The sequence below is a fragment of the Bacillus sp. ISL-39 genome (assembly GCF_018613295.1).
Classification (GTDB): domain Bacteria; phylum Bacillota; class Bacilli; order Bacillales; family Cytobacillaceae; genus Mesobacillus.
The window spans coordinates 167,874-192,165 of sequence record NZ_JAGGQM010000011.1 but is presented as its reverse complement, the minus strand read 5'-3'; the positions used below and the strand labels follow the sequence as shown (position 1 = coordinate 192,165).

24 protein-coding genes and 2 other annotated features are annotated in these 24,292 nt (G+C 44.5%); of the genes, 4 read left to right on the top strand and 20 right to left on the bottom strand.

Going from position 1 to position 24,292, the window contains the following annotated elements:
• Positions 1-7 precede the first annotated feature (7 nt).
• From J7E37_RS11345 to zapA, 9 genes are all read right to left on the bottom strand, one after another.
• Positions 8-781 carry an electron transfer flavoprotein subunit beta/FixA family protein gene (locus J7E37_RS11345; RefSeq protein ID WP_214777845.1) on the bottom strand — a complete coding sequence of 258 codons (774 nt, stop codon included), beginning with the start codon at positions 779-781 and terminating at the stop codon, positions 8-10.
• Between the two features lie 87 nt (positions 782-868).
• Positions 869-1,642, bottom strand: coding sequence for an enoyl-CoA hydratase (locus J7E37_RS11340; RefSeq protein ID WP_215023946.1), 774 nt, complete (start codon positions 1,640-1,642; stop codon positions 869-871).
• 131 nt (positions 1,643-1,773) lie between these two features.
• The gene (locus tag J7E37_RS11335; RefSeq protein ID WP_167832747.1) at positions 1,774-2,376 is read right to left on the bottom strand and encodes a fatty acid metabolism transcriptional regulator FadR; all 603 of its coding nucleotides are present in this window, start codon (positions 2,374-2,376) and stop codon (positions 1,774-1,776) included.
• 218 nt (positions 2,377-2,594) lie between these two features.
• Positions 2,595-4,298, bottom strand: a complete 1,704-nt coding sequence (locus J7E37_RS11330) for a long-chain-fatty-acid--CoA ligase (protein ID WP_214777841.1) — start codon at positions 4,296-4,298, stop codon at positions 2,595-2,597.
• 291 nt (positions 4,299-4,589) lie between these two features.
• Positions 4,590-4,994 (bottom strand): DUF350 domain-containing protein, encoded by a 405-nt coding sequence (locus tag J7E37_RS11325; protein ID WP_214777839.1) that lies wholly within the window; start codon positions 4,992-4,994, stop codon positions 4,590-4,592.
• A gap of 130 nt (positions 4,995-5,124) precedes the next feature.
• Complete coding sequence (locus tag J7E37_RS11320; protein WP_215023944.1) at positions 5,125-7,482, bottom strand: endonuclease MutS2; 2,358 nt, start codon at positions 7,480-7,482, stop codon at positions 5,125-5,127.
• Positions 7,483-7,544: 62 nt separating this feature from the next.
• Positions 7,545-9,266, bottom strand: a complete 1,722-nt coding sequence (polX, locus tag J7E37_RS11315) for a DNA polymerase/3'-5' exonuclease PolX (RefSeq protein ID WP_215023942.1) — start codon at positions 9,264-9,266, stop codon at positions 7,545-7,547.
• 231 nt (positions 9,267-9,497) lie between these two features.
• The gene (locus tag J7E37_RS11310) at positions 9,498-10,040 is read right to left on the bottom strand and encodes a CvpA family protein (RefSeq protein WP_214777834.1); all 543 of its coding nucleotides are present in this window, start codon (positions 10,038-10,040) and stop codon (positions 9,498-9,500) included.
• Positions 10,041-10,047: 7 nt separating this feature from the next.
• On the bottom strand, positions 10,048-10,308 hold the full coding sequence (zapA, locus tag J7E37_RS11305) for a cell division protein ZapA (RefSeq protein WP_192471538.1): 261 nt from the start codon (positions 10,306-10,308) through the stop codon (positions 10,048-10,050).
• Between the two features lie 142 nt (positions 10,309-10,450).
• Between zapA and rnhC the strand changes: the two genes are divergently transcribed.
• On the top strand, positions 10,451-11,380 hold the full coding sequence (gene rnhC, locus J7E37_RS11300) for a ribonuclease HIII (protein ID WP_214777833.1): 930 nt from the start codon (positions 10,451-10,453) through the stop codon (positions 11,378-11,380).
• A 40-nt stretch (positions 11,381-11,420) separates the two neighbouring features.
• Here rnhC and pheT read toward each other — a convergent pair whose 3' ends face one another.
• The 3 genes from pheT to J7E37_RS11285 all read right to left on the bottom strand — a co-directional run bounded on the left by pheT (position 11,421) and on the right by J7E37_RS11285 (position 16,022).
• Positions 11,421-13,835, bottom strand: a complete 2,415-nt coding sequence (pheT, locus tag J7E37_RS11295) for a phenylalanine--tRNA ligase subunit beta (RefSeq protein ID WP_214777832.1) — start codon at positions 13,833-13,835, stop codon at positions 11,421-11,423.
• Between the two features lie 19 nt (positions 13,836-13,854).
• Positions 13,855-14,892, bottom strand: a complete 1,038-nt coding sequence (gene pheS, locus J7E37_RS11290) for a phenylalanine--tRNA ligase subunit alpha (RefSeq protein WP_214777831.1) — start codon at positions 14,890-14,892, stop codon at positions 13,855-13,857.
• 56 nt (positions 14,893-14,948) lie between these two features.
• Positions 14,949-15,196, bottom strand: a binding site (T-box leader).
• A gap of 70 nt (positions 15,197-15,266) precedes the next feature.
• Positions 15,267-16,022: a TrmH family RNA methyltransferase gene (locus J7E37_RS11285; protein ID WP_214777829.1), complete on the bottom strand. Its 756-nt coding sequence runs from the start codon at positions 16,020-16,022 to the stop codon at positions 15,267-15,269.
• A gap of 123 nt (positions 16,023-16,145) precedes the next feature.
• On the opposite strand from J7E37_RS11285, the gene sspI reads away from it, so the two are divergent.
• On the top strand, positions 16,146-16,361 hold the full coding sequence (gene sspI, locus J7E37_RS11280; RefSeq protein WP_023627056.1) for a small acid-soluble spore protein SspI: 216 nt from the start codon (positions 16,146-16,148) through the stop codon (positions 16,359-16,361).
• Positions 16,362-16,677: 316 nt separating this feature from the next.
• Here sspI and J7E37_RS11275 read toward each other — a convergent pair whose 3' ends face one another.
• Positions 16,678-17,763 carry a M42 family metallopeptidase gene (locus tag J7E37_RS11275; RefSeq protein ID WP_215023940.1) on the bottom strand — a complete coding sequence of 362 codons (1,086 nt, stop codon included), beginning with the start codon at positions 17,761-17,763 and terminating at the stop codon, positions 16,678-16,680.
• A 75-nt stretch (positions 17,764-17,838) separates the two neighbouring features.
• On the bottom strand, positions 17,839-18,330 hold the full coding sequence (locus J7E37_RS11270) for a dUTP diphosphatase (RefSeq protein WP_214778684.1): 492 nt from the start codon (positions 18,328-18,330) through the stop codon (positions 17,839-17,841).
• A 355-nt stretch (positions 18,331-18,685) separates the two neighbouring features.
• Between J7E37_RS11270 and J7E37_RS11265 the strand changes: the two genes are divergently transcribed.
• Entirely contained in the window at positions 18,686-19,087 is a 402-nt protein-coding gene (locus J7E37_RS11265) for a sigma-w pathway protein ysdB (protein ID WP_214777825.1), read from the top strand.
• 82 nt (positions 19,088-19,169) lie between these two features.
• Here J7E37_RS11265 and J7E37_RS11260 read toward each other — a convergent pair whose 3' ends face one another.
• The 5 genes from J7E37_RS11260 to infC all read right to left on the bottom strand — a co-directional run bounded on the left by J7E37_RS11260 (position 19,170) and on the right by infC (position 21,476).
• Positions 19,170-19,742 carry a TVP38/TMEM64 family protein gene (locus J7E37_RS11260; protein ID WP_215023938.1) on the bottom strand — a complete coding sequence of 191 codons (573 nt, stop codon included), beginning with the start codon at positions 19,740-19,742 and terminating at the stop codon, positions 19,170-19,172.
• 57 nt (positions 19,743-19,799) lie between these two features.
• Entirely contained in the window at positions 19,800-20,075 is a 276-nt protein-coding gene (locus J7E37_RS11255) for a DUF1294 domain-containing protein (protein ID WP_353050011.1), read from the bottom strand.
• A gap of 265 nt (positions 20,076-20,340) precedes the next feature.
• Positions 20,341-20,700: a 50S ribosomal protein L20 gene (gene rplT, locus J7E37_RS11250; RefSeq protein WP_102263819.1), complete on the bottom strand. Its 360-nt coding sequence runs from the start codon at positions 20,698-20,700 to the stop codon at positions 20,341-20,343.
• A 37-nt stretch (positions 20,701-20,737) separates the two neighbouring features.
• Entirely contained in the window at positions 20,738-20,938 is a 201-nt protein-coding gene (gene rpmI / locus J7E37_RS11245) for a 50S ribosomal protein L35 (RefSeq protein ID WP_023627047.1), read from the bottom strand.
• A 16-nt stretch (positions 20,939-20,954) separates the two neighbouring features.
• Positions 20,955-21,476, bottom strand: a complete 522-nt coding sequence (infC, locus tag J7E37_RS11240) for a translation initiation factor IF-3 (RefSeq protein ID WP_167832854.1) — start codon at positions 21,474-21,476, stop codon at positions 20,955-20,957.
• Between the two features lie 113 nt (positions 21,477-21,589).
• Positions 21,590-21,716 (bottom strand) — a sequence feature (ribosomal protein L20 leader region).
• Positions 21,717-21,926: 210 nt separating this feature from the next.
• On the opposite strand from infC, the gene J7E37_RS11235 reads away from it, so the two are divergent.
• Positions 21,927-22,163, top strand: coding sequence for a hypothetical protein (locus J7E37_RS11235; protein WP_214777819.1), 237 nt, complete (start codon positions 21,927-21,929; stop codon positions 22,161-22,163).
• A 90-nt stretch (positions 22,164-22,253) separates the two neighbouring features.
• Here J7E37_RS11235 and thrS read toward each other — a convergent pair whose 3' ends face one another.
• A complete protein-coding gene (thrS, locus tag J7E37_RS11230; RefSeq protein WP_214777817.1) occupies positions 22,254-24,185 on the bottom strand; it encodes a threonine--tRNA ligase in 1,932 nt (643 codons plus the stop codon).
• Between the last annotated feature and the right edge of the window lie 107 nt (positions 24,186-24,292).

The window sequence follows — 24,292 nt, the reverse complement described above, 5'->3', positions numbered from 1 at the left end:
TTATGTCTTAAACGACTTTCGCTTCTGTGTGAAGCAGGTTGACAAGTTCCTTAACCTGGTCAGCAAGTTCGCCTTCAAGGACTTTTCCTGCCTCTTTTTGCGGAGGAAGATAAATTTCAATAGTCTTTGTCTTAGCTTCTACATCGTCCTCATCCAGATCAAGATCATCAAGCTCAAGCTCATCAAGCGGCTTTTTCTTTGCTTTCATGATTCCTGGAAGAGATGGATAGCGAGGCTCATTAAGCCCCTGTTGTGCTGTTACAAGAACAGGAAGGCTTGTCTCAATGACTTCTGAATCCCCTTCTACGTCTCTAGTAATCGTAGCAGTCGTTCCATTGATTTCTAGTTTCGTAATCGTTGTCACATAAGGCATTCCCAGCTGTTCCGCAACACGAGGTCCTACCTGGCCTGATCCGCCATCGATCGCGACATTACCGCCAAGAATAAGGTCAGCCTCTTTATCCTTTAGGTATTCAGAAAGGATTTTGGCAGTTGTGAACTGGTCGCCGTCTTCAACGTCATCCTCGATATTGATCAATACTGCTTTGTCTGCTCCCATAGCCAGCGCTGTGCGCAGCTGCTTCTCTGTTTCTTCATTGCCTACAGAAACGACAGTCACCTCGCCGCCATGAGCGTCCCTTACCTGGATTGCTTCCTCAATCGCATATTCATCGTAAGGATTGATGATGAATTCAGCACCATCTTCATTGATCTTGCCGTTTGCGATCGTGATTTTTTCTTCTGTATCGAATGTCCTTTTCATTAGAACGTAGATATTCATTTGTTCCCCTCCTAAGTATTCAAACATTTTAGCTGTTCTAAAGATTAGAAAAATTTATTTCAAAAAAAATGATGCTAAAAGGTTGGCTTATCTGCCTTTAAAATCAGGCGGCCTTTTTTCCAGGAAAGCCTTGATTCCCTCCTGGCCGTCCTCAGACAGGAAGACATCGCCAAAATACTGGGCTTCTTCCTTAACTCCTTTGTAAAAGGATTCGTGCTTGGAATAGTTCAATAGCTTAATAGCTGCCCCCAGGGAAACTGGACTCTTTTTCGCAATTTTCCCGGCAAGCTTGTATGCGTTTTCAAGCAACTGCTCCTCAGGGTAAGCATGGTTGGCCAATCCATATTTGACTGCTTCCACACCTGTGATAGGGTCGCTTGTAAACAGCATCTCGGCCGCTCTTGCTACGCCCACATATCTTGGCAGTCGCTGGCTGCCTGCAAACCCTGGAATCAGACCAAGCTGCAGCTCTGGCAATCCCAATTTAGCGTTTTCGGCTACAAGGCGGAAGTGGCATGCCATTGCAAGCTCCAGGCCGCCGCCCAATGCCGCGCCATGGATGGCAGCGATAATCGGCTTTGGAAAATGCTCCATACGCTCGAAAAGATCCTGGCCATATTCAGCAAGTTTGGCAAAGTCTTCTCCGGTTTTAATTGTGGTGAATTCTTTGATATCCGCTCCTGCAGAGAAGAACCTGCCTTCACCATGGATTAAAACAACCCTGATTTCTTCATTCCCTTCAATCTCATCCAATACTCCTGAAACTTCTTTCAGCAGTCCGGATGCAAGGGCATTCGCCGGCGGACGGTCAATCGTGATCGTAGCGATCCTGTCCTCCGCAGACCATTTAAGATACTCCACATTTTCCCCTCCTTTTACATGAAGGCAAGTTTCGCATCCTGGAAAATCTCCTTTCTGCGAAACTAGCCTTTTTCCCCTGCCTTTTCCGCTTACAGGTATTCAAAGCGACGGAAAGTCGGGAAAGACGTGATTTAAAGGACCGGTTTGGTGTCCTGGTAACCGCAGCCATTGATCAGCAGCTGGTGTACCGCTTTTGCCAGGTCAGTAAGATTGTATTTCTGTTCATTCATTACCCATGAAGTCGCAGTTTCATCTACTGTACCAAAAATCATCTGCCTTGCAAGACGCAAATCCAGGGAGCTTGAAAACTCTCCATTCTCTATGCCTTCCAAAATGATTTTGTCGATCAGCATTAAGTAGCCCTTAAGCACCTCGTTGATTTTATGCCGGAGATCCTTATTTGACTGCCTTAGCTCCAGCTGGGTTACAATTGCAAGATGCCGGTCATCTGAAAGAATCTTGAAATGCGTTTCGACCAACATATATAACTTCTCTGTTGCTGTTTGTTTTCCTGCAATTTTTTCTTCAATACTTCCCACGAAGTAACCCATTTTCTCCTGGAACAGAGAAATCAGTATGTCTTCCTTATTCTTGAAATACAAATAAATGGTCCCATCAGCCACTCCAGCCTGCTTTGCTATTTTAGACACCTGCGCCTGGTGGTAGCCGTTTTCTGCGATAATGACCACTGCTGCGTCAATTATTTGCATATATTTCGGCCTGTTTTTCTTCATTTCTTTCACTCCCGCTCCAGGAAAAGCACAAGCATTAAATGCTACAGTGGCACACTCCCGTTTACGATTTTTGTCTGCAACCCTATTCACTGAATGAATCGTCATTCATATTTTTATAATAGTATTCACTCACATTTCTGTCAAGGAAATGTGTTTCATTTGGACAAGCCTTCTAATTCAAAAAGAAAGAGCCGATATCGGGAGACGGCTTTTTTAAGTTAAGCTCGCTTCTGCTGGTCTTCCTGGTTCTTTGCTTTCTCTTCATCCACCAATGCTCTTCTGAGAATTTTACCTACCGCGGTTTTGGGAAGTTCTGCCCTGAACTCATACAATCTTGGCACCTTGAATGCAGCAAGATGTTTCCGGCAATATTCATTCAGTTCTTCTTCTGTCGCGTGTGAACCTTCCTTGAGCACGATATATACTTTTACCGTTTCTCCCCGATAAGGATCCGGGATTCCTGCTGCTACTACTTCCTGAACAGCTGGATGCTCGTAAAGGACTTCTTCAATCTCACGCGGGTAAATATTAAAGCCACCGGCAATGATCATGTCCTTCTTCCGGTCGACAATATAGAAATACCCTTCCTCGTCCATATAGCCAAGGTCTCCGGTCAAAAGCCAGCCGTCCTTAAGCACTTGCTCTGTTTCTTCCGGCCTGTTCCAATAGCCTTTCATTACCTGCGGGCCCCTGACTGCTATTTCACCAATTTCACCAGGCGGAAGCGGTTCTCCGGTTTCCATTGAAAGGACGACAGAATCCGTATCCGGCCAAGGAACACCTATGCTTCCTTTTACCCGCTTTTTATCCCATAGGAAGTTTGCATGTGTCACCGGAGAGGATTCGGTCAGGCCATAACCCTCAACAAGCTTTCCGCCTGTGACTTCCTCGAATTTCTCCTGCACTTCCACTGGCAGCGGAGCTGATCCGCTAATACATGAATCAATCGATGACAGATCATATTTTTTAATGTCTGGATGATTCAAAAGCCCGATGTAAATGGTAGGTGCGCCAGGAAAGAGTGTTGGCTTTTGTTTTTGTATCGTCTTCAGTGTCGTTTCAGGGTCGAATTTCGGTAAAAGCACCATTTTCTGGGCCTGCATGACAGAAAGAATCAATACTGCCGTCATACCATACACATGGAAAAATGGAAGGATTCCCAGGACTGTCTCTTCACCCTCTTTACATTTGTACAGCCAGGCATTGCTCATTGCCGCATTCGCAATCAGATTTTTATGAGTCAGCATGACCCCTTTCGGAAACCCTGTCGTTCCGCCGGTATATTGCAATAAAGCCAGGTCTTCTTCAAAATCCATTTCATATTCTTTAATGTTTCCGGCAGGCTCTTTCATAATCTCGGTAAAAAGATGGTTCTGGCCTTCATGCTTTACGTTTACAATGATGCCATATTGTTTTTTCTGGATGAATGGATAGACAAGATTTTTTGGGAAAGGAAGATAGTCCTTGATAGCGGTTACAATTACATTCTCTAAATCCGTATTTGCGATGACCTTTGAGACCCTAGGGAATAAAATGTCGAGCGTAATGATCGCCTTAGCCCCTGAATCCTTCATCTGGTATTCAAGCTCTCGTTCCATATACAGAGGGTTTGTTTGGACGACAATTCCGCCAGCCATCAGGATTGCGTAGTAACTGATGATAGACTGAGGAGTATTAGGGAGCATGATCGCAACCCTGTCTCCTTTACCAATTCCCAAGTCTTGCAAATAAGCAGCCAGTTTTTTCGCATAGTTGTAAACTTGCTTATAGGTCAGTTCTTTGCCCATGAAGTGGATAGCAATCTTCTCTGGGTATTTTTCAGCTGTCTGCTTTAAATAATCCTGGACCGTTGCCTCCTTAAGATCCAAATGAGCTGGTATTTCTGGAGGGTATTGCGACAGCCATGGCTTTTCTACTTCCATCTTGTTGCCTCCTTATTTAAAATTTTTTGAAAATTCTATCTCTCATTATAATATAATGGTCTTTTTATGACAATTAGAATAGTTTTTTTGGGGGATTATAGGGACAAACACCCAAACATATTACCTGATTCTGAACCTTCCTCTCTTTATTAAGAACAAAAAAACCGCCAACAAGGCGGTTTTAAGCTTTTTATGCAAAAAACATCATATAGACAATGCCGACTAACAGGAATACTCCGCATAGAATCAGCAATATTTTAGCCAGTTTTTCCACTCTTTTAGATCCCCCTGTTAAATTCCTGCGCCGATGATATAAGACAGGCCGATAGAAATGACCATAGATATCAGGCCTACTGCACGGTTGTCGTTTTCTATTTCTTTATCGATGTTGAACTTGGGTGTCAGGAATTCAAAAATAAAGTATCCGATCAAAAGCAGGACGAAGCCAAAAACTCCCCAGCTGATCATCGTAAGCAGTGAATCATGCTGATTGATGGAATGGCGGAATATATTAGCTACACCGAAGATTTTCCCGCCTGTGGCCATCGCAACGGAAAAATTGCCTTTTTTGATTTCCTCCCAGTTGCGATATTTTGTCACTAGTTCAAAAACAGCAAGGAATACGACGATACAGAGAATCGATACACTGTAGTAGCCAGCTGTCACTATAAATTCATTTTCCCAGAAATGATCCATATCCATTCTCCCCGATAAAAATTTACCCCACATCCTATTATAAAGTGTTCAGATAGGGATTTACATTTATTTAGGCTCTTTACGCAAAACTTTATAGCTTTCACAAACAATGAGCGTTTATACCGTCACACTACTTGAATTCTACTACAGTCACACCTGTTCCGCCTTCTCCTGCATCCCCGAATCTTATTTTCTTGACAGAGCGATGGTTGCGAAGATATTCCTGCACTCCCTGTCTTAGTGCTCCGGTTCCTTTGCCGTGGATGATATTGACCCTTGGGTAGCCGGCAAGCAAGGCATCATCAATATATTTCTCTACTCTCATGAGAGCATCTTCATAACGCTCACCCCTCAGGTCAAGCTCAAGGCCGACGTGGAAGTCCTTACCTTTTACTATCGCTATTGGTTTTGTTTCTGCCGGCTTGGGAGTATTTATATATTCCATATCCGATTCTTTTACTTTCATCTTGAGAATGCCAATCTGCACTTGCCATTCTTTCGCGTTAACGCGCTCGACAAGATGTCCTTTTTGATCAAAGGTCAGGACCTTGACCTCATCCCCTGGCTTGAATTCGTGTTTGGCAGGTTTCGCTTTGCCGCCGCCCTTCTTCACCTGGTTGAGCTCTGGAGTGGCATCGCTAAGGCGCCTTTTGGCGTCGATCAATTCATGTTCTTTAATCTCGGCACCTTTTTCAAGCCGCAGCTTGCGAAGGTCTCGAATGATTTCTTCCGCTTCTTCCTTCGCTTTTTCTAAAATTGATGCTGCCTTTCCTTTTGCCTTTTCGGCTAGTTCATCTTTTTTCTCGTAATACTCCGCCATTTGTTTTTGCAGATCCTTATGCAGGTGGTCGGCATCTTTTAACAGCTGATGCGCCTCTTCCCGGTCTCTCTCCGCCTGCTTCCGGCTGGACTCAAGGGAAGCAATCATATTTTCGACCTCATTGCTGTCTGCGCTAATATAGGATCTTGCTGTATTGATGACAGACTCTCTCAATCCAAGCCTCTTGGAGATTTCGAAAGCATTGCTTCGCCCAGGCACTCCGATCAATAGTTTATATGTCGGACTCAATGTTTCCACATCGAATTCAACGCTGGCATTAATGACGCCTTCCCGGTTGTAGCCATAAGCCTTTAACTCTGGATAGTGGGTTGTCGCAATCACCCTGGCCCCCCGCTGATACACTTCGTCCAGGATCGAGATCGCCAGTGCGGCTCCTTCCTGGGGATCAGTACCGGCACCAAGCTCATCGAAAAGAACAAGGCTGTTGTGGTCAACCTTTTCAAGGATGTCCACAATATTGACCATATGGGACGAAAAAGTACTCAAACTTTGCTCGATTGACTGTTCATCACCAATGTCAGCATAAACTGATCCAAAAACAGCCACTTCAGAACCGTCGAGTGCCGGAATCTGCAATCCGGCCTGCGCCATCAGTGTACAAAGTCCGACCGTCTTCAAAGTAACGGTTTTCCCTCCGGTATTCGGTCCCGTTATAACGATTGTCGTATAATCATTACCTAATGTGACACTATTAGGGACAACTTCATCCATCGAGATCAATGGATGTCTTGCCTGGAAAAGGTTGATTCTGCCCTCATCATTGACAATTGGTTTTGAGCCCTTGATTTTGCTCCCGTAACGTGCCTTCGCAAACATGAAGTCAAGCTCGCCCATGATGCTGACAATCTGCAGGAGCTCATCATGGTGATCGGCGGTAAGTGCCGAAAGCTCAGTAAGAATCCGTTCGATTTCCTGCTGTTCTTTTACACGGATGCTCTGAAGTTCATTATTCAACTGGACAACAGATTGAGGTTCAATGAAAAGGGTCTGCCCGGATGAACTCTGGTCATGGATGATCCCTCCGTAATGTCCCCGATATTCTTGTTTTACAGGAATGACAAACCGATCATTCCTTATGGTGATGATGGCATCCGAAAGCATTTTTGCCGCGTTGGAAGAGCGGATCATACCTTCCAGTTTTTCACGTACTCTTGCTTCTCGTGTACGCATCTGCTGGCGGAGCGACCTCAGTGCTTCACTCGCTCCGTCAAGAACCTCGCCGCCTTCATCGATTGCGTTCCGGATCGATTCTTCAAGATTTGCCAGCACAATGATTCCCTCAGTATAGCCCAGTAAAATCGGGACTTCGGTAACCTCCTGCAAATCGTCGACAAAGCGCTTCATCTGCCTGCTTGCATGGACAGTGCTTGCCACCTGGACCAGTTCAAGCGGACTGAGCATCCCGCCGATTTGCGCCCTTTTCACATGCGGCCTAATATCATGGATTCCGCCTAACGGTACATTCCCCTTTAGTCTCAGAACCTTTGCCGCTTCATCTGTTTCTTCCTGCAAACGGGATACTTCCGAGAAATCAACAGAAGGCATTAAAGCAATTGCTTTTTCCCGTCCTAACGAGGATGAGACGTGTTCAATCAGCTGGTTCCTGATCTTATCAAATTCAAGTGTTTTCAAAACTCGCTGCTGCACAAAATTTCCTCCTTCTTCTTTAGCGAAGGTACTTTTTTAGGCTCCTTTGCATTAGAAACCCGTTATTGATTACGGCCGTGCAGGAATTCGAGCAATCCGTTCAGATCCAATGCATTCAGGACGGATGATTCCTTGATCCAGCCTTTCCTTGCGGCTGTTACGCCTATCTTCATATGCTCTAGCGTATCCACTTTATGTGCATCTGTATTAATGACAAGCTTGACACCTTCATCCTGTGCTTTCCTTAAATGTTCGGATGCCAGGTCAAGTCTGTTCGGATTGGCGTTCAATTCAAGTGCTGTATTTGTTTCTTTTGCCAGCTGTATCAGCATGTCGATATCAACTGAATATCCTTCACGACGTCCGATCAGCCTTCCAGTCGGATGGGCGATGATATCAACATTTGCATTTACAAGAGCAGTCTTCAAACGATTCATGATTTTTTCGGTTGGCTGGGAAAAAGAAGAGTGGATCGATGCAATGACCAAGTCGAGATCTGCAAGCAAATCATCTTCAAAATCCAATGTACCATCCGGCAAAATATCCATTTCTATACCTGTCAAAATCGTAAAATAATCAAACTTTTTGTTCAGTTCCTTCACTTCTTCAATTTGCTTCCTGAGACGTTCTGGCGTCAGACCGTTCGCTACCTTCAAATACTGGGAATGGTCGGTGATCGCCATGTATTTATAGCCTCTTGCGATACACTCCTGTGCCATTTCCTCGATTGAATGGCCGCCATCGCTCCATGTTGAATGCATATGAAGATCACCTTTAATGGCCTCCAGGGTTATGAGTTTCAAATCTTCTTTATATAACTCGACTTCCGAGCCGTCTTCTCTTAACTCAGGCGGGATGAAAGGAAGACCGAAATACTGGTAAAAATCCTCTTCCGATTTGAAAGTAGTGATTTCTCCTGTTTCTACATTCTCTACACCATATTCGCTGATTTTTTCTCCTTTTTCCTTCGCAAGCTGCCTCATTCTCACATTGTGGTCTTTTGAACCAGTGAAGTGATGGAGCGCAGTCGCAAATTCTTCCGGATCAACAAGGCGGAAGTCGACGTTCACATCATAATCCAAACCAAGTGTGACCGATACCTTCGTATCGCCTGCCGCGATAATTTCTTTGATTTTCGGCAGCTTGACCAGTTCGTCCTTCACAGCCAGAGGTTTTTTTGTAGCAATGATAAAGTCCAGATCCTTGATTGTCTCTCTCATCCTGCGAAGGCTGCCTGCTTTTGAAAATTGTTCGATTTCCTCTATCTTTTGAAGATATGATTCAATTAATTCCGCAACCGGCAGCATATATGCAAGCGGCAGTCTATCCGGCCTTGTACCAAAGTTTTCAATTGCCGCAAGAATCTTTTCTTCCGATTTCTTGCCAAATCCTGCTAGGTCTTGGATTTTCCCTGCCTTCGCAGCTTCCTCAAGGTCATGGATACTTTCTACTCCAAGCTCCTTATAAAGCTTGGCAATCTTCTTGCCACCCATTCCCGGCAGCTGCAGGAGCGGGATCAGCCCGCTCGGCACTTCTTCCTGCAATTCCTTGAGTTCTGTTGATTGTCCTGTATCCATGAATTCCCTGATCACACCAGCAGTGCCCTTACCGATTCCTTTGAGTTCAGTGAGCTCGCCCATCTCTGACATGCTGCGCTCATCTCCCTCAAGTGCAGCCGCCGCTTTACGGAATGCGGAGACCTTGAATGGATTTTCACCTTTTAATTCCATATATATAGCGATCGTTTCAAGTAATTGTACGATATCTTTTTTATTCACAGACATGATGTCCACCTGCCTTTTCAATTTCTCGACCGGATTATGCCGGACGCAGTCATTGTCTTCTATTTTATAGAAAACAAGCCCAGCTGTGAAATTAAATGAAAAATTTCAGAATGAAGATTTAAAAATAGCCTGTATGCAGGCAGTTTTCACCCTGGTTATTTCCTTTCCACACAATGGCGACCCTTTATGTAAAAAAACAGTAAAATAAAAAACTTCTCCGCAACAGAGAAGTTATGCAGCCATATGTTCGATCCAAAGTTGTTTAATTTGCTGGGAAAATACCGGGGTATTTTTTATGATATTTTCGGCTAGAATTGAATCGTTCAGCGGTCCTTGAACAGCCTGGATCGGCAATAAAGCAGCGATGTAGAGAACGATAAACAAAAGCAGGTATACTTCGACAAAGCCGAGTAACCCTCCGGCCCAGACGTTCAATTGCTTCAGAACTGGAAGGTGGGCGACAAAATCGAGCATCGAACCGATGATCTGGAGCAAAATTTTTACGGCAAAGAAGATGGCTGCAAAAGCAATTGCCCGATAATATGCATCTTCTAAATTGGCATTCTCAAATAGCAGATTCAACGTTGTATTGCTGCCAAGATTCGGATATGGAATCCACAGAGTCAGCTTGGGCGCAAGCTGCTCATAATATATGTATGCAACGATGAAGGCTGCGATAAATCCAGCCAAATGGATGGTCTGCAGGATGAACCCTCTCTTCAATCCAACGATGAAGCCAATAAGCAAAATAGCTAATACAGCAAGATCAAGCATTCATTTTTCAGTCCTTTAACCTTTTAATTTCCGCTTCGAGCGATTCTACACGATCTTTCATTTTTATGTAATCATTAACGGCATTCACAGCCGTCAACACAGCTAATTTACTAGTATCAAGTGAAGGATTCGCTGAACCGATTTCTCGCATTTTATCGTCTACCATCGAGGCAATGAGCCGGATATGGCTGGTGCTTTCTGAGCCGACTATTGTGTATTGCTGTCCGTATATATCGACAGTCGACCGATTTTTTTTTGTGTCTGACAACATTTATGCCCCCATTCATAAGAATCCTATCTTATACTATAACATGAACGCAAAAGGCTGGGAAGTGTTTGCCTGTCAGTTCTGTATGAATTTTGGAAGAAAATGTCTAATGATGAAATAGTTAACCAGGGAGTGTAGTTCAATGGGAAATAGTGTCCTTCAGAAAAGTCCGGAAGAAATCAAAAAGATGAAAGAGTATTATAGTAAATTTCTAACTGATAAGCTTCCCCCAGGCAGCGTTTTTGCAGCCAAAACTCCTTCCTGTGCCATCACTGCCTATAAATCAGGAAAAGTATTGTTCCAGGGAAAAGATGGCGAGGCCGAGGCAGCCAGGTGGGGAACAGCAATGGCCCCTTCTGCTAAAAAAGCAGCGGCATCAGTACCAGGATCGCATTTACCTAAGAATATCAGCGAAATGTCCATCATTGGTTCGGACGAGGTTGGCACGGGCGATTTCTTCGGCCCGATTACTGTTGTTGCGGCCTATGTCAGGCGGCAGGATATACCCGTATTAAAGGAACTAGGTGTCCAGGATTCAAAGAATCTCAAGGATGATAAAATCATCGAGATCGCCAGACAGCTAGTAACCTTTTTGCCCCACAGCCTGCTGACACTGCATAATGAAAAGTACAATCAGATGCAGATGAAAGGTATGTCCCAGGGAAAGATGAAAGCCCTCCTGCACAATCAGGCGATCAATCATGTTCTTGAAAAAATTGCCCCTGAAAAACCTGAAGCGATTCTAATTGATGAATTCGCGAAAGAACCCATTTACTTTGCACATTTGAAGGGCCAGCGAAAGATCATCCGGGAAAACGTCCTGTTCAGCACAAAAGCAGAAGGAATTCACCTCGGTGTGGCAGCAGCTTCGATGATTGCCCGCTACGCGTTTGTCCGTCACTTTGAAAGCTTGAGCAAACGAGCGGGATTCACGATTCCGAAAGGCGCCGGTGCAGCTGTGGATAAAGCAGCGGCCAGACTCATCTTGGACAAAGGTATCGATGTACTGCCTGAATACGTCAAACTTCATTTCGCCAATACTGAAAAAGCGAAGAAAATTGCGAGAGTATAAACATATGAAAAAGACAGCCCACGGGCTGCCTTTTTCATATTTATCCTCTTAATACTGCTCCAGCTTTTTCTTCAAGAGCTGCAAGGACTTTATTATGTGCTTTAGCAATGTCTTCGTCTGTCAGTGTTTTTTCTGGATCGAAGTATTTCAGTGAGAATGCAAGTGATTTCTTGCCTTCTTCCATTTTTTCACCTTCGTAAAGATCGAAAACATGTACTTCTTTTAAAAGTACTCCGCCTGCTTCAGTGATGATCTTCTCCAGGTCGCCGGCGGCAGTTGCTTTTTCCACAACAAGGGCTATATCCCTTGTGATGGATGGGAAGCGCGGGATTGCAGTGTACTGCAGCGGTGCAGTTTCTGCTTCCAATAATGCTTTTAGTGATAACTCGAAAACATAAGTTTCTTTCAGGTCGAGTGATTTTTGCATGGTTGGATGAACTTGGCCGATGAAGCCGACCACGCGGCCGTTCAGCATAATTTCTGCCGTACGTCCAGGGTGCAGTCCATCCAGCTGAGCCTTTAGGAATCCTAGCTGGCTTTCAAGGCCCAGCTTGGCAGACAGGCCTTCTACAATTCCTTTTAATACAAAGAAATCTACAGGCTTCTTTTCACCTTGCCATGGATGGCTTTCCCACAGGCCTGTGATGGCTGCAGCAAGGTGTTCGCGCTCCTCTGGAAGCTCTTCGTTGTTGTTTTTCAGGAAGACTGCTCCCGTTTCATAAACAGCTACACTGTCAATCTGGCGAGCATTATTGTATTTCAATACTTCGAGCAGCTGGGGCACGATGCTTAAGCGCAACAGGCTGCGGTCTTCACTCATCGGCATTGCCAGTTCAACAGGCTCTCGCTTATCCAATGCGTACTGTGTCGCTTTCTCCGCGCTGGTAAGGGAATACGTCACTGCCTGGTAAAGGCCTGCGCCCTCCATGTAGCGGCGGACAACACGGCGCTTTTTCTGATATTCAGAAAGATGTCCAGGTGTTGACTGACCTTCAGGAAGGGTTGTCGGCAGATTGTCATAGCCATACAGACGGCCAACTTCCTCAATAAGATCTTCTTCAATTGTAATGTCCCCGCGGCGAGTAGGAACTGTGACTGTAATTATGTCATTGTCGACAGTAGTTTCGAACTTCAGGCGGGCAAAAATGTTCTCGACCTGCTTCATTTCAAGCTCTGTTCCCAATACTTTATTGATTTTTCCAAGAGTGGTTGAAACAACAGCTGGCTTCACATCGAGGAAATCTGCTTCCACTACGCCGCCAAGAAGTTCCCCTCCAGCAAGCTCGATCATCAATTCAGCCGCACGTTCCGCAGCTGGACGCACCCTTTCAGGATCCACGCCTTTTTCATAACGCGAGCTTGCTTCGCTTCGCAAACCATGGTCCTTTGAAGCCTTTCGGATCGCACCTCCTGTAAAATAAGCAGACTCAAGCAGGACAGTCGTTGTATCGCTGCCTACCTCGGAATTTGCTCCGCCCATTACGCCTGCAAGCGCAACCGGCTCTGTTCCGTTAGTGATGACTAGGTGATCAGGAGTCAATGTGCGTTTCACATCATCAAGTGTTTCGATCACTTCGCCATCCTTTGCGCGGCGGACTAGGATATCTTTTGATCCCAATTTATCGTAATCGAATGCGTGAAGCGGCTGTCCGTACTCCAATAAGATAAAGTTCGTGATATCAACCACGTTATTGTGTGGACGGATGCCAGCAGCCATCAATCTTGTTTGCAGCCAGACTGGTGATGGGCCAACTTTTACATTCTTGATCACTTTCGCAACGTATAGAGGGTTATCTTCTTTGGCCTCAACCGTTACGTTAATATAGTCGCTTGCCTGCTCTGATGAAGTCTCAGGCTGTGGATTCGGGAGTTTAACATCCTTACCTAGAATCGCTCCAACCTCATAGGCGACACCAAGCATGCTCATCGCATCAGCACGGTTTGGAGTCAAACCAAGCTCAAGGATTTCGTCATCCCTGTTAAGGACTTCAAGCGCGTCCTGGCCGATTTCCGTGTCAGGAGTGAAATTGTAGATTCCCTCAGCATACTCCTTCGGTGCCAGCTTGCCTTCAATGCCAAGCTCCTGAAGCGAGCAAATCATACCGTGGGATTCTTCCCCGCGAAGTTTTGCTTTTTTAATTTTGAAGTTGCCAGGCAAAACAGCACCTACTGTTGCAACGGCAACCTTCTGTCCTTTACCGACATTCGGTGCGCCGCAGATAATCTGGACTGTCTCACCGTTTCCAAGGTCAACGAGTGTTTTGTTCAGCTTCTCTGCATTCGGATGCTTTTCGCATTCAAGTACATGGCCGACAACTACGCCCTTCAAGCCTTCATTTAATTTTTCAACGCCTTCTACCTCGATGCCGCTTTTCGTGATTTTTTCGGCAAGCTCTTCAGCAGATACGCCTTCCAAATCGATATATTCCTGCAGCCATTTATATGATACCAACATGGTTTTACCCTCCTAATCCTTATTCTTCCACTGAAAATTGCTTCAAGAAACGGACATCGTTTGTATAGAAATGACGGATGTCATCGACTCCATACTTGAGCATCGCAATACGCTCAGGTCCCATTCCAAAGGCAAAGCCAGTGTATTTCTTTGAATCATATCCAGCCATCTCCAGTACGTGCGGATGGACCATCCCAGCTCCAAGGATTTCGATCCAGCCGGTACCCTTACATACGCTGCAGCCTGATCCACCGCAGATTTTGCAGGAGATATCCATTTCGACAGATGGCTCAGTGAAAGGGAAGAAGCTAGGGCGCAGACGGATTTCGCGGTCTTCGCCGAACATTTTCTTTGCAAAAACTTCAAGAGTACCTTTAAGGTCACTCATCCTGACATTCTCGTCAACTACAAGGCCTTCAATTTGCATGAACTGGTGGGAGTGTGTCGCATCATCGTTGTCACGGCGATATACCTTGCCCGGGCAGATGATTTTCACAGGACCCTTGCCCTGATGTTTTTCCATTGTCCTTGCCTGGACTGGGGATGTATGTGTGCGCATCAGTGTTTCTTCTGTGATGTAGAATGAATCCTGCATGTCACGCGCGGGGTGTCCTTTCGGAAGGTTCAATGCTTCAAAGTTATAGTAATCTTTTTCAACTTCTGGACCTTCTTCTACTGTGTAACCCATGCCGATGAAAAGATCTTCAATCTCCTCGATGATGCTTGTAAGCGGATGATGGCTCCCAGTCTTTACAGGTCTGCCAGGAAGGGTAACATCAATTTCTTCAGCTGCCAATTGTTTTTGAACGGCTGCTTCCTCGAGTTCCTTTTGCTTCACTTCAATCTGGCCGGAAATCGCATCGCGGACTTCATTGGCCAGGGCACCCATTTTCGGCCTTTCTTCAGCCGATAACTTGCCCATTCCTTTTAACACTTCTGTGATTGGACCTTTTTTCCCAAGATAGGAAACGCGGATATCATTCAATTCTTTAAGGTCAGCTGCTGCAGCGACTTTTGCAAGAGCCTCAGCCTGCAGTTCTTTTAAACGATCCTGCATGGTAAATCCTCCTTCAATTTCTTCTTTTTTTGAACACAAAAAGACCTCATCCCGGATAAAGGGACGAGGTCTTGGTTATCGCGGTACCACCCTTTTTAACAGGCAATACAGTTATGTATTACGTGTTCGCTTCATTGAGATAACGGCTTTTGTGCCGATGCATCTTTACGCTTATAAAAGCGGTCCCGACGCCAACTCAGGAGGTGAACTTCGCTTGCCTGGTTCCATAAAAATGCTTCCAGTCATCGGCATTTTCTCCCTGGATGGCCATCCTCAAGCTACTTTTCTCCGTCATCGTTTTTAAAATATTAATTTTGGTGTTTATTATAGTATATTCTTTGCGCAGTATCAAATGGTTTTAAGAAAAAATGAGCCTATTTTGCTGTTTTTAAATAATATAGTAAAATACCTGCTGCGACCGCGACATTCAGCGACTCACTTTTGCCGTAGAGTGGGATATAGAGATTTTGCGTTGTTTTTTCCAGCAGTTCTTTATTTACGCCGCTTCCTTCATTTCCAACGAGGAGGGCGAATGCTTCGTTGCTGTGCGCCTCTGTGTAAACAACTCCATTTTCAAGGGCAGTTCCATAAACCGGTATGTTTTTAGCTTGAAGCTCAGTGATCCATTCCGAAAGATCACCATTTACAACTGGCAAATGGAAATGGCTTCCCTGGGCAGAACGCAGAACCTTTGGATTATACATATCGACACTGCCTTTGCCGACAACGACTGCATCAATCCCGGCTGCATCGGCTGTCCTGATCATCGTGCCAAGGTTGCCCGGGTCCTGGACAGAATCAATCAGCAAATAGCTTTTTCCTTCTGTCAGCGTCTGCTTAGATTGCCGGCATACTGCAAATATCCCCTGAGTTGTTTCCGTATCAGCGAGCTGCTTGCTGATTTCATCCGTTACAACCGTAACCGAAATGGAGCCGTAATCGAGACCAGGCGGCAACTCCGTTTTTTCGCTTAAAATAATTTCGTCAACATCTTCTTTTTTCGTGAGTGCTTCTTCAACTAAATGGAAGCCCTCGACAAGAAACATGCCGGACTTGTCACGTTCCTTGCGCGTCAGCAATTTCTTCCACTGTTTAACTTGCGGATTTTTATCAGATTGAATGTACTTCAACTCTGGCTCTCCTTTAATATGGCTTGTCAATTTTACTATTATAGCTCAAAACAGATACATAATAAAACCAAAATTGTTAATCCTATAACCATCTTGGTATTTTGAAAGGAGTTTAAGCAAAGGATGAATTTAAACCTTAGGAATGCTGTCATTTCAAATGTAGCAGGAAACTCACAGGACGAGCTTAAAGATACGATCGTCGACGCAATCCAGAATGGCGAGGAAAAAATGCTTCCGGGACTGGGAGTTTTGTTCGAGGTAATCTGGCAGAACGCTTCTGAAGAAGAAAAGCAGGAAATGCTGAATGCACTGGAAGATGGATTGAAAGGAAAGCAATAAATTGGGAAGGACTCCTTCATTTTGAGGAGTTCTTTTTTTTGGCTCTTTTCGTAAACTTTGTTGCTTTATCAAAGAGGTGTAACCTTTAAGAATCTAGATTACCAACAGTCAATGTGAAAAACCTAAAGCCGCTTTTAAAGTGATATAAGCTAAATAGTAGGTCGGTATTAAGTTGCATGCTCTTTTCTCATCAGTAGAGCCACCTTTGCAAAGTAACATAGTTTATTCAATAGGATTTTGCGGTCAATAGCAACAAAGTTTGAGAAGAGAGCCTTAAAACAGAGAAGAGGAAGCCATCGGCTCCCTCTTTTATTGCTTATTCGAAAGTGATTTTTTCAACTGTTTCTTTATCAAGACGCTTGATGACTTCAACGATCAGCTTTACAGCGTTTTCGTAGTCGTCACGGTGAAGCATTGCTGCGTGCGAGTGGATGTAGCGTGTCGCAATTGTGATGGACAACGCTGGTACACCGCGATGTGTCAGGTGGATAGCACCAGAATCCGTTCCTCCGCCTGCTACTGCATCGAACTGATATGGAATGTTCAGCTCATCAGCCAGGTCTGTGACAAAGTCACGAAGTCCCTTGTGTGATACCATCGATGCATCATAGATGATGATCTGTGGTCCGTCACCCATTTTGCTGAGCGCCTCTTTTTCGGTAACGCCAGGAGTATCTCCGGCGATTCCTACATCAACGCCGAAAGCGATGTCAGGCTGGATCATTTGAGCGGAAGTTTTCGCACCGCGAAGGCCGACTTCTTCCTGAACTGTTCCGACGCCATATACGACGTTCGGATGCTCAGCATCTTTAAGACCCTTCAGGACATCGATCGCAATCGCACAGCCAATGCGGTTATCCCATGCTTTTGCAAGAAGCATCTTTTCATTGTTCATGACAGTAAATTCGAAGTAAGGTACGACCATGTCGCCAGGAGTAACTCCCCATTCCTTCGCTTCGTCACGGCTTGATGCACCGATATCGATGAACATATCTTTGATATCAACTGGCTTTTTGCGTGCTTCTGGCGGAAGGATGTGAGGCGGTTTAGAACCGATGACCCCAGTGATTTCCCCTTGGCGGGTAACGATGGTCACGCGTTGTGCAAGCATGACCTGGCTCCACCAGCCGCCGACTGTCTGGAAGCGGATGAATCCTTTGTCATCGATGCTTGTCACCATGAAGCCAACTTCGTCAAGGTGGCCAGCAACCATGATTTTCGGTCCATTCTCATTGCCGACTTTCTTTGCGACCAGGCTGCCCAGGCCGTCCGTCGTTACTTCATCAGCGAATGGAGTTATGTATTTCTTCATTACTTCTCTAGGCTCACGCTCATTGCCGGGAATGCCCTTGGCATCGGTTAAATCTTTTAGCATTGTTAATGTTTCATCTAATTTCGCCATTATTTCGACTCCCTTAATATGTAGTTTCGAGTTCCATTATACTAGACATCACGGGTATTGTACAAAAAATTCTGCCTAATAACCTTTTCGCTGCCTCTCATAATTTACTTCATTTTTCTTAATATATGCCTGCTCAATTTGATCCTCATTCAGACCAAGCATCTGGGCAAGCTTCAGGTAGCCCTGAAATAATTGTTCGTAATCTTCTTTCCTGCGGCTGTTCCTGAATTTATGGACGGACTTATAAATCGAGAGAAACTGCTTGCTTGTATCGGTTTCCTCAGATCCGTTTTGAGTAATGGACTCAAGACTTTCAAATCCACACTCAATGCCCAGAGACAGGATAAAATGAACTCCATCCACAAATTCCTCAAGGATGATCTCTGTTTGGGAGGGCGGCTTTACACTCCAAAACTTGAAGCATCTCGTTTCATTCGCAAGCTCGCCGATTTCAACAAGCAGCGCAAGGACCTTCCTGTCAAATAAATCCTCATGCTCTAATTTATGCTGCGATTCAATATGTTGGTCCAGTGCTTTTTGCATTTTAAATAGGGTAATTGTATTCATTGTCAGCTCCATCTAGTCATTTTATCACTTAAAAGAAACCGGCTTCCGGATAACAGACAGCCATTAACTTCTTATACTCCAATTCTGTATCAAATCCGATGTTATTTTGACAGCTTTTCCTTGTCTCCCTTCAAACCTGTCATAATTCCGGCTTTATTTTGACAGGTTTCCCTCGTTCTCAGTCAAACCTGTCCTAACTTGACCTGACTACGGTCAGCTTTCCCCGGTTTCCCTCAAACCTATTTTCTGCTCGTGCCGATACGCCACTAAAAAAAGTATAAATCAATTATAAAATAGTTGAAACTATTTGGAATCTCATCCGTAAATAAGGAAAGTTCGCATTGGAGGGGCAGTCATGATCCTGCTTTTACGTCTTATTTTATTACTCATATTCATTTTCCTGATATATAGCGCGGTGAAGTATTTATTTCATCCGAAAAGGAAGCTGGAGCTTGCTCATGAGCAGAAGCGCTATTTCTTATTGGATGACACAAACAATGTCCGGAAGAATTTCTTGTTAACATATAAGGGTGTTTTATTTGAAGGTGAAAAGTATTTAGGCACAACTCCATCTGCATTTGAAGTTGTTTCCATTTTCATCTGGCCTAAAAAAACGTCTGCGTTGAAGGGACTCGTCTTGGAAGATTTCCAATTCATCGAACGGAAAATCCGCGAGAACTATCCGGCCGCTAAAATCGACTGGAAAAGTCCGATCAAGGAATTCATGGCGAATCATGACCAGAATGAAGAGCTATAAATGAAAAAGCGTCCGGCCAATACCGGACGCTTTTTCTAATGCCATCAGAATCATACAATCCAGCACTTGTCTTGCACTTTTCCTATGATGTCGCATCAAAAAATTCCCGCCACCTAATGAAGGTAATTTTCTTCCGTAACATATAGGCTAACACCAAAAATAAAATCATTAATATGATGCCTGTTGCTGAGTTAAACTCTCCGACATACTCCCCGAATAACGTATAAAAGATAACGAATGGAATATTCGCGAGAAATGAAGCAAACAGAAAGTCTTTAAAACTACTTTTCCGCTCGTATAGGCAAAAGCTTAGCAGCTGATAATGAATCACCGGCACAAGCCTCAACAGCGCGACCTGGGCGACGGTCAGATCCCTAAAGCGCCCTACAAGCCTTTTTTTCAGCCTGCTTAGCTTGTTCATCATCTCTGGAATCTGTCTCATTAAAAAGTAGAATAATATACTCGCCCCCGACAAACCGAGCAGCGAATATACAATTCCGGGTACGACCCCAAACATTAATCCGCCAGCGATACAGACAACCGCAGGAGGTATGAAAACAAATTGGCGGAAAACATGAAACAAGATGAATACAACCGGTGCATACCAGCCTCCAGATTCCACAATTATCAGCAGCAATGACCACGCATCTTCCATTCTTGTCACCTGCCCGCGAGTCTTTGTTGCTACTAGCTTATAAAATCATACAAGCTGTTATGCCAAAAGCTTAAATAAATATGTAAATATACCAATCTCAATGATTGCCAGCAGCGGCAGTCCATATTTAAACTGGGCATGCTTCGTCTTATGTCTGTAATGCTTCATTCCAGCTGTTGCCCCGGTCGCTCCTCCAAGAAATGCAATATTCCATAATGTTTTTTCGCTTATTCGATAATGATTGTTTCTTGCCCGCTTTTTATCCATTCCCATGATTAAGAATCCTGCAAGATTCATGACTAAGATCACGCCAGCCAAGAACAAGTTCTCCACATCTCCACTTCCCCTTCAAGTTCCTATGGACTCATTATATCTTAAAAAAGATTGTCTTTCCCTTGATTACTGCTTTGGACATGTACTTTTGCTCAGCATTATTAAAGGTATCTGGGCTCTTTTCGAGGAGATTCTGGAACAAGGGTTGCGGTAAAAAACGTAAAAAACAGCTGCCGGTTTTCCTTTCCTCGAGAAGTTTCCAAAAAGATCCTTATAAAAGAAAAAACCACTCTCATTATGAGAATGGTTCGTCTTATCGGTTTGATTACTTGTTGAATTGTTGCTTAGCTGTTTCAGCCAATTGAGCGAATGCTGCTGCATCGCTTACTGCAAGTTCAGCAAGCATTTTGCGGTTTACTTCGATACCTGCAAGCTTAAGGCCGTGCATCATACGGCTGTAAGAAAGGCCGTTCATGCGAGCTGCTGCGTTGATACGAGCAATCCAAAGTTTGCGGAAGTCGCGCTTCTTCTGGCGACGGTCGCGGAATGCATACATTAGGGACTTCATAACCTGCTGGTTAGCAACTTTGTATAATGTATGTTTAGAACCGAAATAACCTTTTGCTAATTTAATGACTTTTTTACGACGCTTGCGCGTAACTGTACCGCCTTTTACACGTGGCATGTAATTTCCCTCCTATATAAATCGAGCTCGCTCGAGTTTACTTAATGTTGTCAAGCATGTGACGAATACGTTTGAAATCGCCTTTTGAAACAATTGCAGATTTGCGAAGCTTACGCTTAGCTTTTGTAGACTTGTTAGCAAATAAGTGGCTAGTGTAAGCGTGTGAACGCTTAAGCTTGCCAGTTCCAGTTTTCTTGAAACGCTTGGCAGTGCCGCGGTGAGTTTTCATTTTTGGCATAGGGACTTCCTCCTCGTTACTTTTCAGTTTTAGGTGCTAGTACCAGGAACATGCTTCGGCCATCCATCTTTGGATGCGATTCAATTGTCGCTACATCTTTGCAAGCTTCAGAGAAGCGATCAAGAACACGCTGACCGATTTCCTTATGAGTTATAGCACGGCCTTTAAAACGGATTGATGCTTTAACTTTATCGCCTTTTTCCAGGAACTTGATAGCATTGCGCAACTTCGTGTTGAAGTCATGCTCATCAATTGTCGGGCTAAGACGTACTTCTTTTGTTGTGATGATCTTCTGGTTCTTACGTGCTTCTTTTTCTTTCTTTTGCTGTTCGAACTTGAATTTTCCGTAGTCCATGATTCGGCCTACAGGAGGCTTCGCGTTCGGAGCAACAAGCACAAGATCAAGATTGACGCGCGCTGCGATCTCAAGAGCCTCAGCTTTGGATTTAATTCCTAATTGCTCGCCGTTTTGATCGATCAGACGAATTTCGCGAGCACGAATTCCCTCGTTTAGTAACATCGCATCTTTGCTAATAATTAGCCACCTCCAGGGTTTTATCGAATACATTGTCAAGGAGAAGAAGTACATTGCCAGGCCGAAGCCTCATCTTGCTCACACAATGACATACGATATAGTCCAATTTTTATTTTGCAATAAAAAAAGTGCAGGCGACGACACCCACACTTACGGAAACAAAATAATTAGACGTTTACGTATTACCTGCCAACAGCCTTAACGCGTCAGCCAGGTGAGAAGCGGGTGCTTCTTCTTTCCTAAAACTTGTATTCAGTTTACTCTTGCTAATATAGCATAAAGAAATTGATGTGTCAAACGAATCACTTTCGTTAACTGCAACAAAAAGTATTGTATCAGATAGAAATTCAGGCTGCAATACTTTTTTTCGCGCTTCCTTGAATTCAACTTTAAAAAGGCATCCCTAATATGTTAATTTATCATATTTCCACTTATGATTTCTTGGTATAATCGATGGTAGAAATAGACAGGAAAGCTGGTGTACATATGCTGATCGCAATCATCATTACCGGTGTGGTCACTGGACTGCTCGCTGGCACCGCATTGAAATTTTTCAGGACTGGCTATGGTTTTTCGAATGATATTGACAATAAGCCTGTAAACATCAAATCATGCCGGAATTGCGGCCAGAGGATTCAACGCAGTTATACAAAGAATTTGTGTCCTACCTGTTCCAAACCAATTGAATAATTTATAAAAATAAGAGGAGCCAGCAGGCTCCTCTTATTTTATGTCCAGCCCCAGCGCTTGTCCGGGCTGATCAAGGCACTTGCGCTTTTCTTATTTCTTCGCTTCCTTCCTGAATGACTCCAGGAATTCATCAAATGAAATTGTTTCGGATTTCTGTTCGCCGTATTTACGGACGTTGACTGCTTTGTCAGCGACTTCATTGTCACCGACAACGAGCATGTAAGGAACCTTCTGCATTTGCGCTTCACGGATCTTATAGCCGATTTTTTCGTCGCGGCCATCGATTTCAACGCGGAAGCCTTCTGCTTTAAGCTTCTCTTTGATTTCTTTTGCATAGTCATAGTGAACTGCAGGTGAAACAGGGATAATTTGTGCCTGGACTGGAGCCAGCCAAGTCGGGAACGCTCCTTTGTATTCTTCGATCAGGAAGGCTACAAAGCGTTCCATAGTCGATACGACACCGCGGTGGATGACGACAGGACGATGATGCTTTCCATCTTCACCGATATAAGTCAGGTCAAAGCGTTCGGGAAGCAAGAAGTCCAGCTGGACAGTTGAGAGAGTTTCTTCTTTGCCAAGTGCAGTCTTAACCTGGACATCAAGCTTCGGTCCGTAGAATGCCGCTTCGCCTTCAGCTTCGAAGTAATCAAGACCCATTTCATCCATCGCTTCCTTAAGCATAGCTTGAGCCTTTTCCCACATCTGGTCATCATCGAAGTATTTCTCTTTGTCATCAGGATCGCGATATGACAGACGGAACGAATAATCATTCATATCAAAATCCTTGTAGACTTCAAGGACAAGCTCTACTACACGCTTGAACTCTTCCTTGATCTGATCAGGACGGACAAAGAGGTGAGCATCGTTCAAAGTCATGCCGCGCACACGCTGCAGCCCAGCCAGCGCGCCAGACATTTCATAACGGTGCATAGTCCCAAGCTCGGCAATCCTGATTGGAAGTTCTCTGTAGCTGTGGATGCTGTTTTTGTACACCATCATATGGTGCGGACAGTTCATCGGTCTTAAAACAAGCTGTTCATTTTCCATCTCCATTACCGGGAACATGTTTTCCTGATAGTGTTCCCAGTGTCCGGAAGTTTTATAAAGGTCGACACTTCCCATTACCGGAGTGTAGACATGGTCATAACCAAGGCTCACTTCTTTATCAACGATATAGCGTTCGATAATGCGGCGGATTGTCGCACCTTTTGGAAGCCATAACGGAAGCCCCTGGCCTACCTTCTGTGAATTTGTAAATAAACTTAGTTCTTTACCAAGTTTGCGGTGATCACGCTCTTTCGCTTCTTCAAGCAGCCTCAAGTGCTCTTTCAAATCTTCCTTCTTGAAGAAAGCGGTACCGTAAATACGCTGGAGCATCTTGTTGTCACTGTCGCCGCGCCAGTATGCACCAGCAATGCTCAACAGTTTGAATTCCTTCAGCTTGCCAGTCGATGGAACATGTACGCCGCGGCAAAGGTCGACAAAGTCTCCCTGTTCATAAAGAGTGACCTTTTCATCCGCCGGGATTGCTTCAATCAACTCAAGCTTATATGGGTCACCAAGCTCTTTGAAAAACTTGACTGCTTCCTCACGGCTTACCTCTTTACGGACAATCTCAATGTTCTCATTGATGATTTTCTTCATTTCCTTTTCAATTTCCGGCAAGTCTTCCGGAGACAAGGAATGTTCCATATCGATATCATAGTAGAAGCCGCCTTCAATTACCGGCCCTACTCCGAGATTAACATCTTTATACAGACGCTTGATTGCCTGTGCCATTAAGTGAGCTGAGCTGTGGCGCAGGATTTCAAGCGCTTCTGGATGGTCCGGAGTGACGATTTCAATTGCTGCATCCTCCTCGATCGCTCTCTTGAGATCATACGGCTGTCCATTGACCATACCGGCAATGGCTTTCTTCTTTAGGCCCGGGCTGATTGAGCTGGCAATATCTTCAGTTGTTGTGCCTGCCGGAAACTCCTTCACTGCTCCATCTGGAAACGATATTTTTAACATGTCTGCCATTGGCTTTTCCTCCCTTTAAAAAGTGGCGCAATTTTTTGCGCGAAAAATAAAAAAACCCGTCCCTGAAACAGGGACGAGTTTGATCACACGTGGTTCCACCCAATTCC

What these genes read in the sequence shown, in the direction of transcription:
- rnhC (WP_214777833.1), top strand. Translation starts at nt 10,451, where the DNA reads ATGGGAAATAGTGTCCTTCAGAAAAGTCCGGAAGAAATCAAAAAGATG.
- J7E37_RS11335 (WP_167832747.1), bottom strand. Translation starts at nt 2,376, where the DNA reads ATGAAGAAAAACAGGCCGAAATATATGCAAATAATTGACGCAGCAGTG.
- J7E37_RS11345 (WP_214777845.1), bottom strand. Translation starts at nt 781, where the DNA reads ATGAATATCTACGTTCTAATGAAAAGGACATTCGATACAGAAGAAAAA.
- J7E37_RS11265 (WP_214777825.1), top strand. Translation starts at nt 18,686, where the DNA reads ATGATCCTGCTTTTACGTCTTATTTTATTACTCATATTCATTTTCCTG.
- thrS (WP_214777817.1), bottom strand. Translation starts at nt 24,185, where the DNA reads ATGGCAGACATGTTAAAAATATCGTTTCCAGATGGAGCAGTGAAGGAG.
- rpmI (WP_023627047.1), bottom strand. Translation starts at nt 20,938, where the DNA reads ATGCCAAAAATGAAAACTCACCGCGGCACTGCCAAGCGTTTCAAGAAA.
- pheS (WP_214777831.1), bottom strand. Translation starts at nt 14,892, where the DNA reads ATGCAGGATCGTTTAAAAGAACTGCAGGCTGAGGCTCTTGCAAAAGTC.
- J7E37_RS11310 (WP_214777834.1), bottom strand. Translation starts at nt 10,040, where the DNA reads ATGCTTGATCTTGCTGTATTAGCTATTTTGCTTATTGGCTTCATCGTT.
- rplT (WP_102263819.1), bottom strand. Translation starts at nt 20,700, where the DNA reads ATGCCACGTGTAAAAGGCGGTACAGTTACGCGCAAGCGTCGTAAAAAA.
- pheT (WP_214777832.1), bottom strand. Translation starts at nt 13,835, where the DNA reads ATGTTGGTATCATATAAATGGCTGCAGGAATATATCGATTTGGAAGGC.
- J7E37_RS11260 (WP_215023938.1), bottom strand. Translation starts at nt 19,742, where the DNA reads ATGGAAGATGCGTGGTCATTGCTGCTGATAATTGTGGAATCTGGAGGC.
- polX (WP_215023942.1), bottom strand. Translation starts at nt 9,266, where the DNA reads ATGTCTGTGAATAAAAAAGATATCGTACAATTACTTGAAACGATCGCT.
- J7E37_RS11270 (WP_214778684.1), bottom strand. Translation starts at nt 18,330, where the DNA reads ATGAATACAATTACCCTATTTAAAATGCAAAAAGCACTGGACCAACAT.
- J7E37_RS11330 (WP_214777841.1), bottom strand. Translation starts at nt 4,298, where the DNA reads ATGGAAGTAGAAAAGCCATGGCTGTCGCAATACCCTCCAGAAATACCA.
- J7E37_RS11325 (WP_214777839.1), bottom strand. Translation starts at nt 4,994, where the DNA reads ATGGATCATTTCTGGGAAAATGAATTTATAGTGACAGCTGGCTACTAC.
- J7E37_RS11235 (WP_214777819.1), top strand. Translation starts at nt 21,927, where the DNA reads ATGGTAGAAATAGACAGGAAAGCTGGTGTACATATGCTGATCGCAATC.
- J7E37_RS11275 (WP_215023940.1), bottom strand. Translation starts at nt 17,763, where the DNA reads ATGGCGAAATTAGATGAAACATTAACAATGCTAAAAGATTTAACCGAT.
- sspI (WP_023627056.1), top strand. Translation starts at nt 16,146, where the DNA reads ATGAATTTAAACCTTAGGAATGCTGTCATTTCAAATGTAGCAGGAAAC.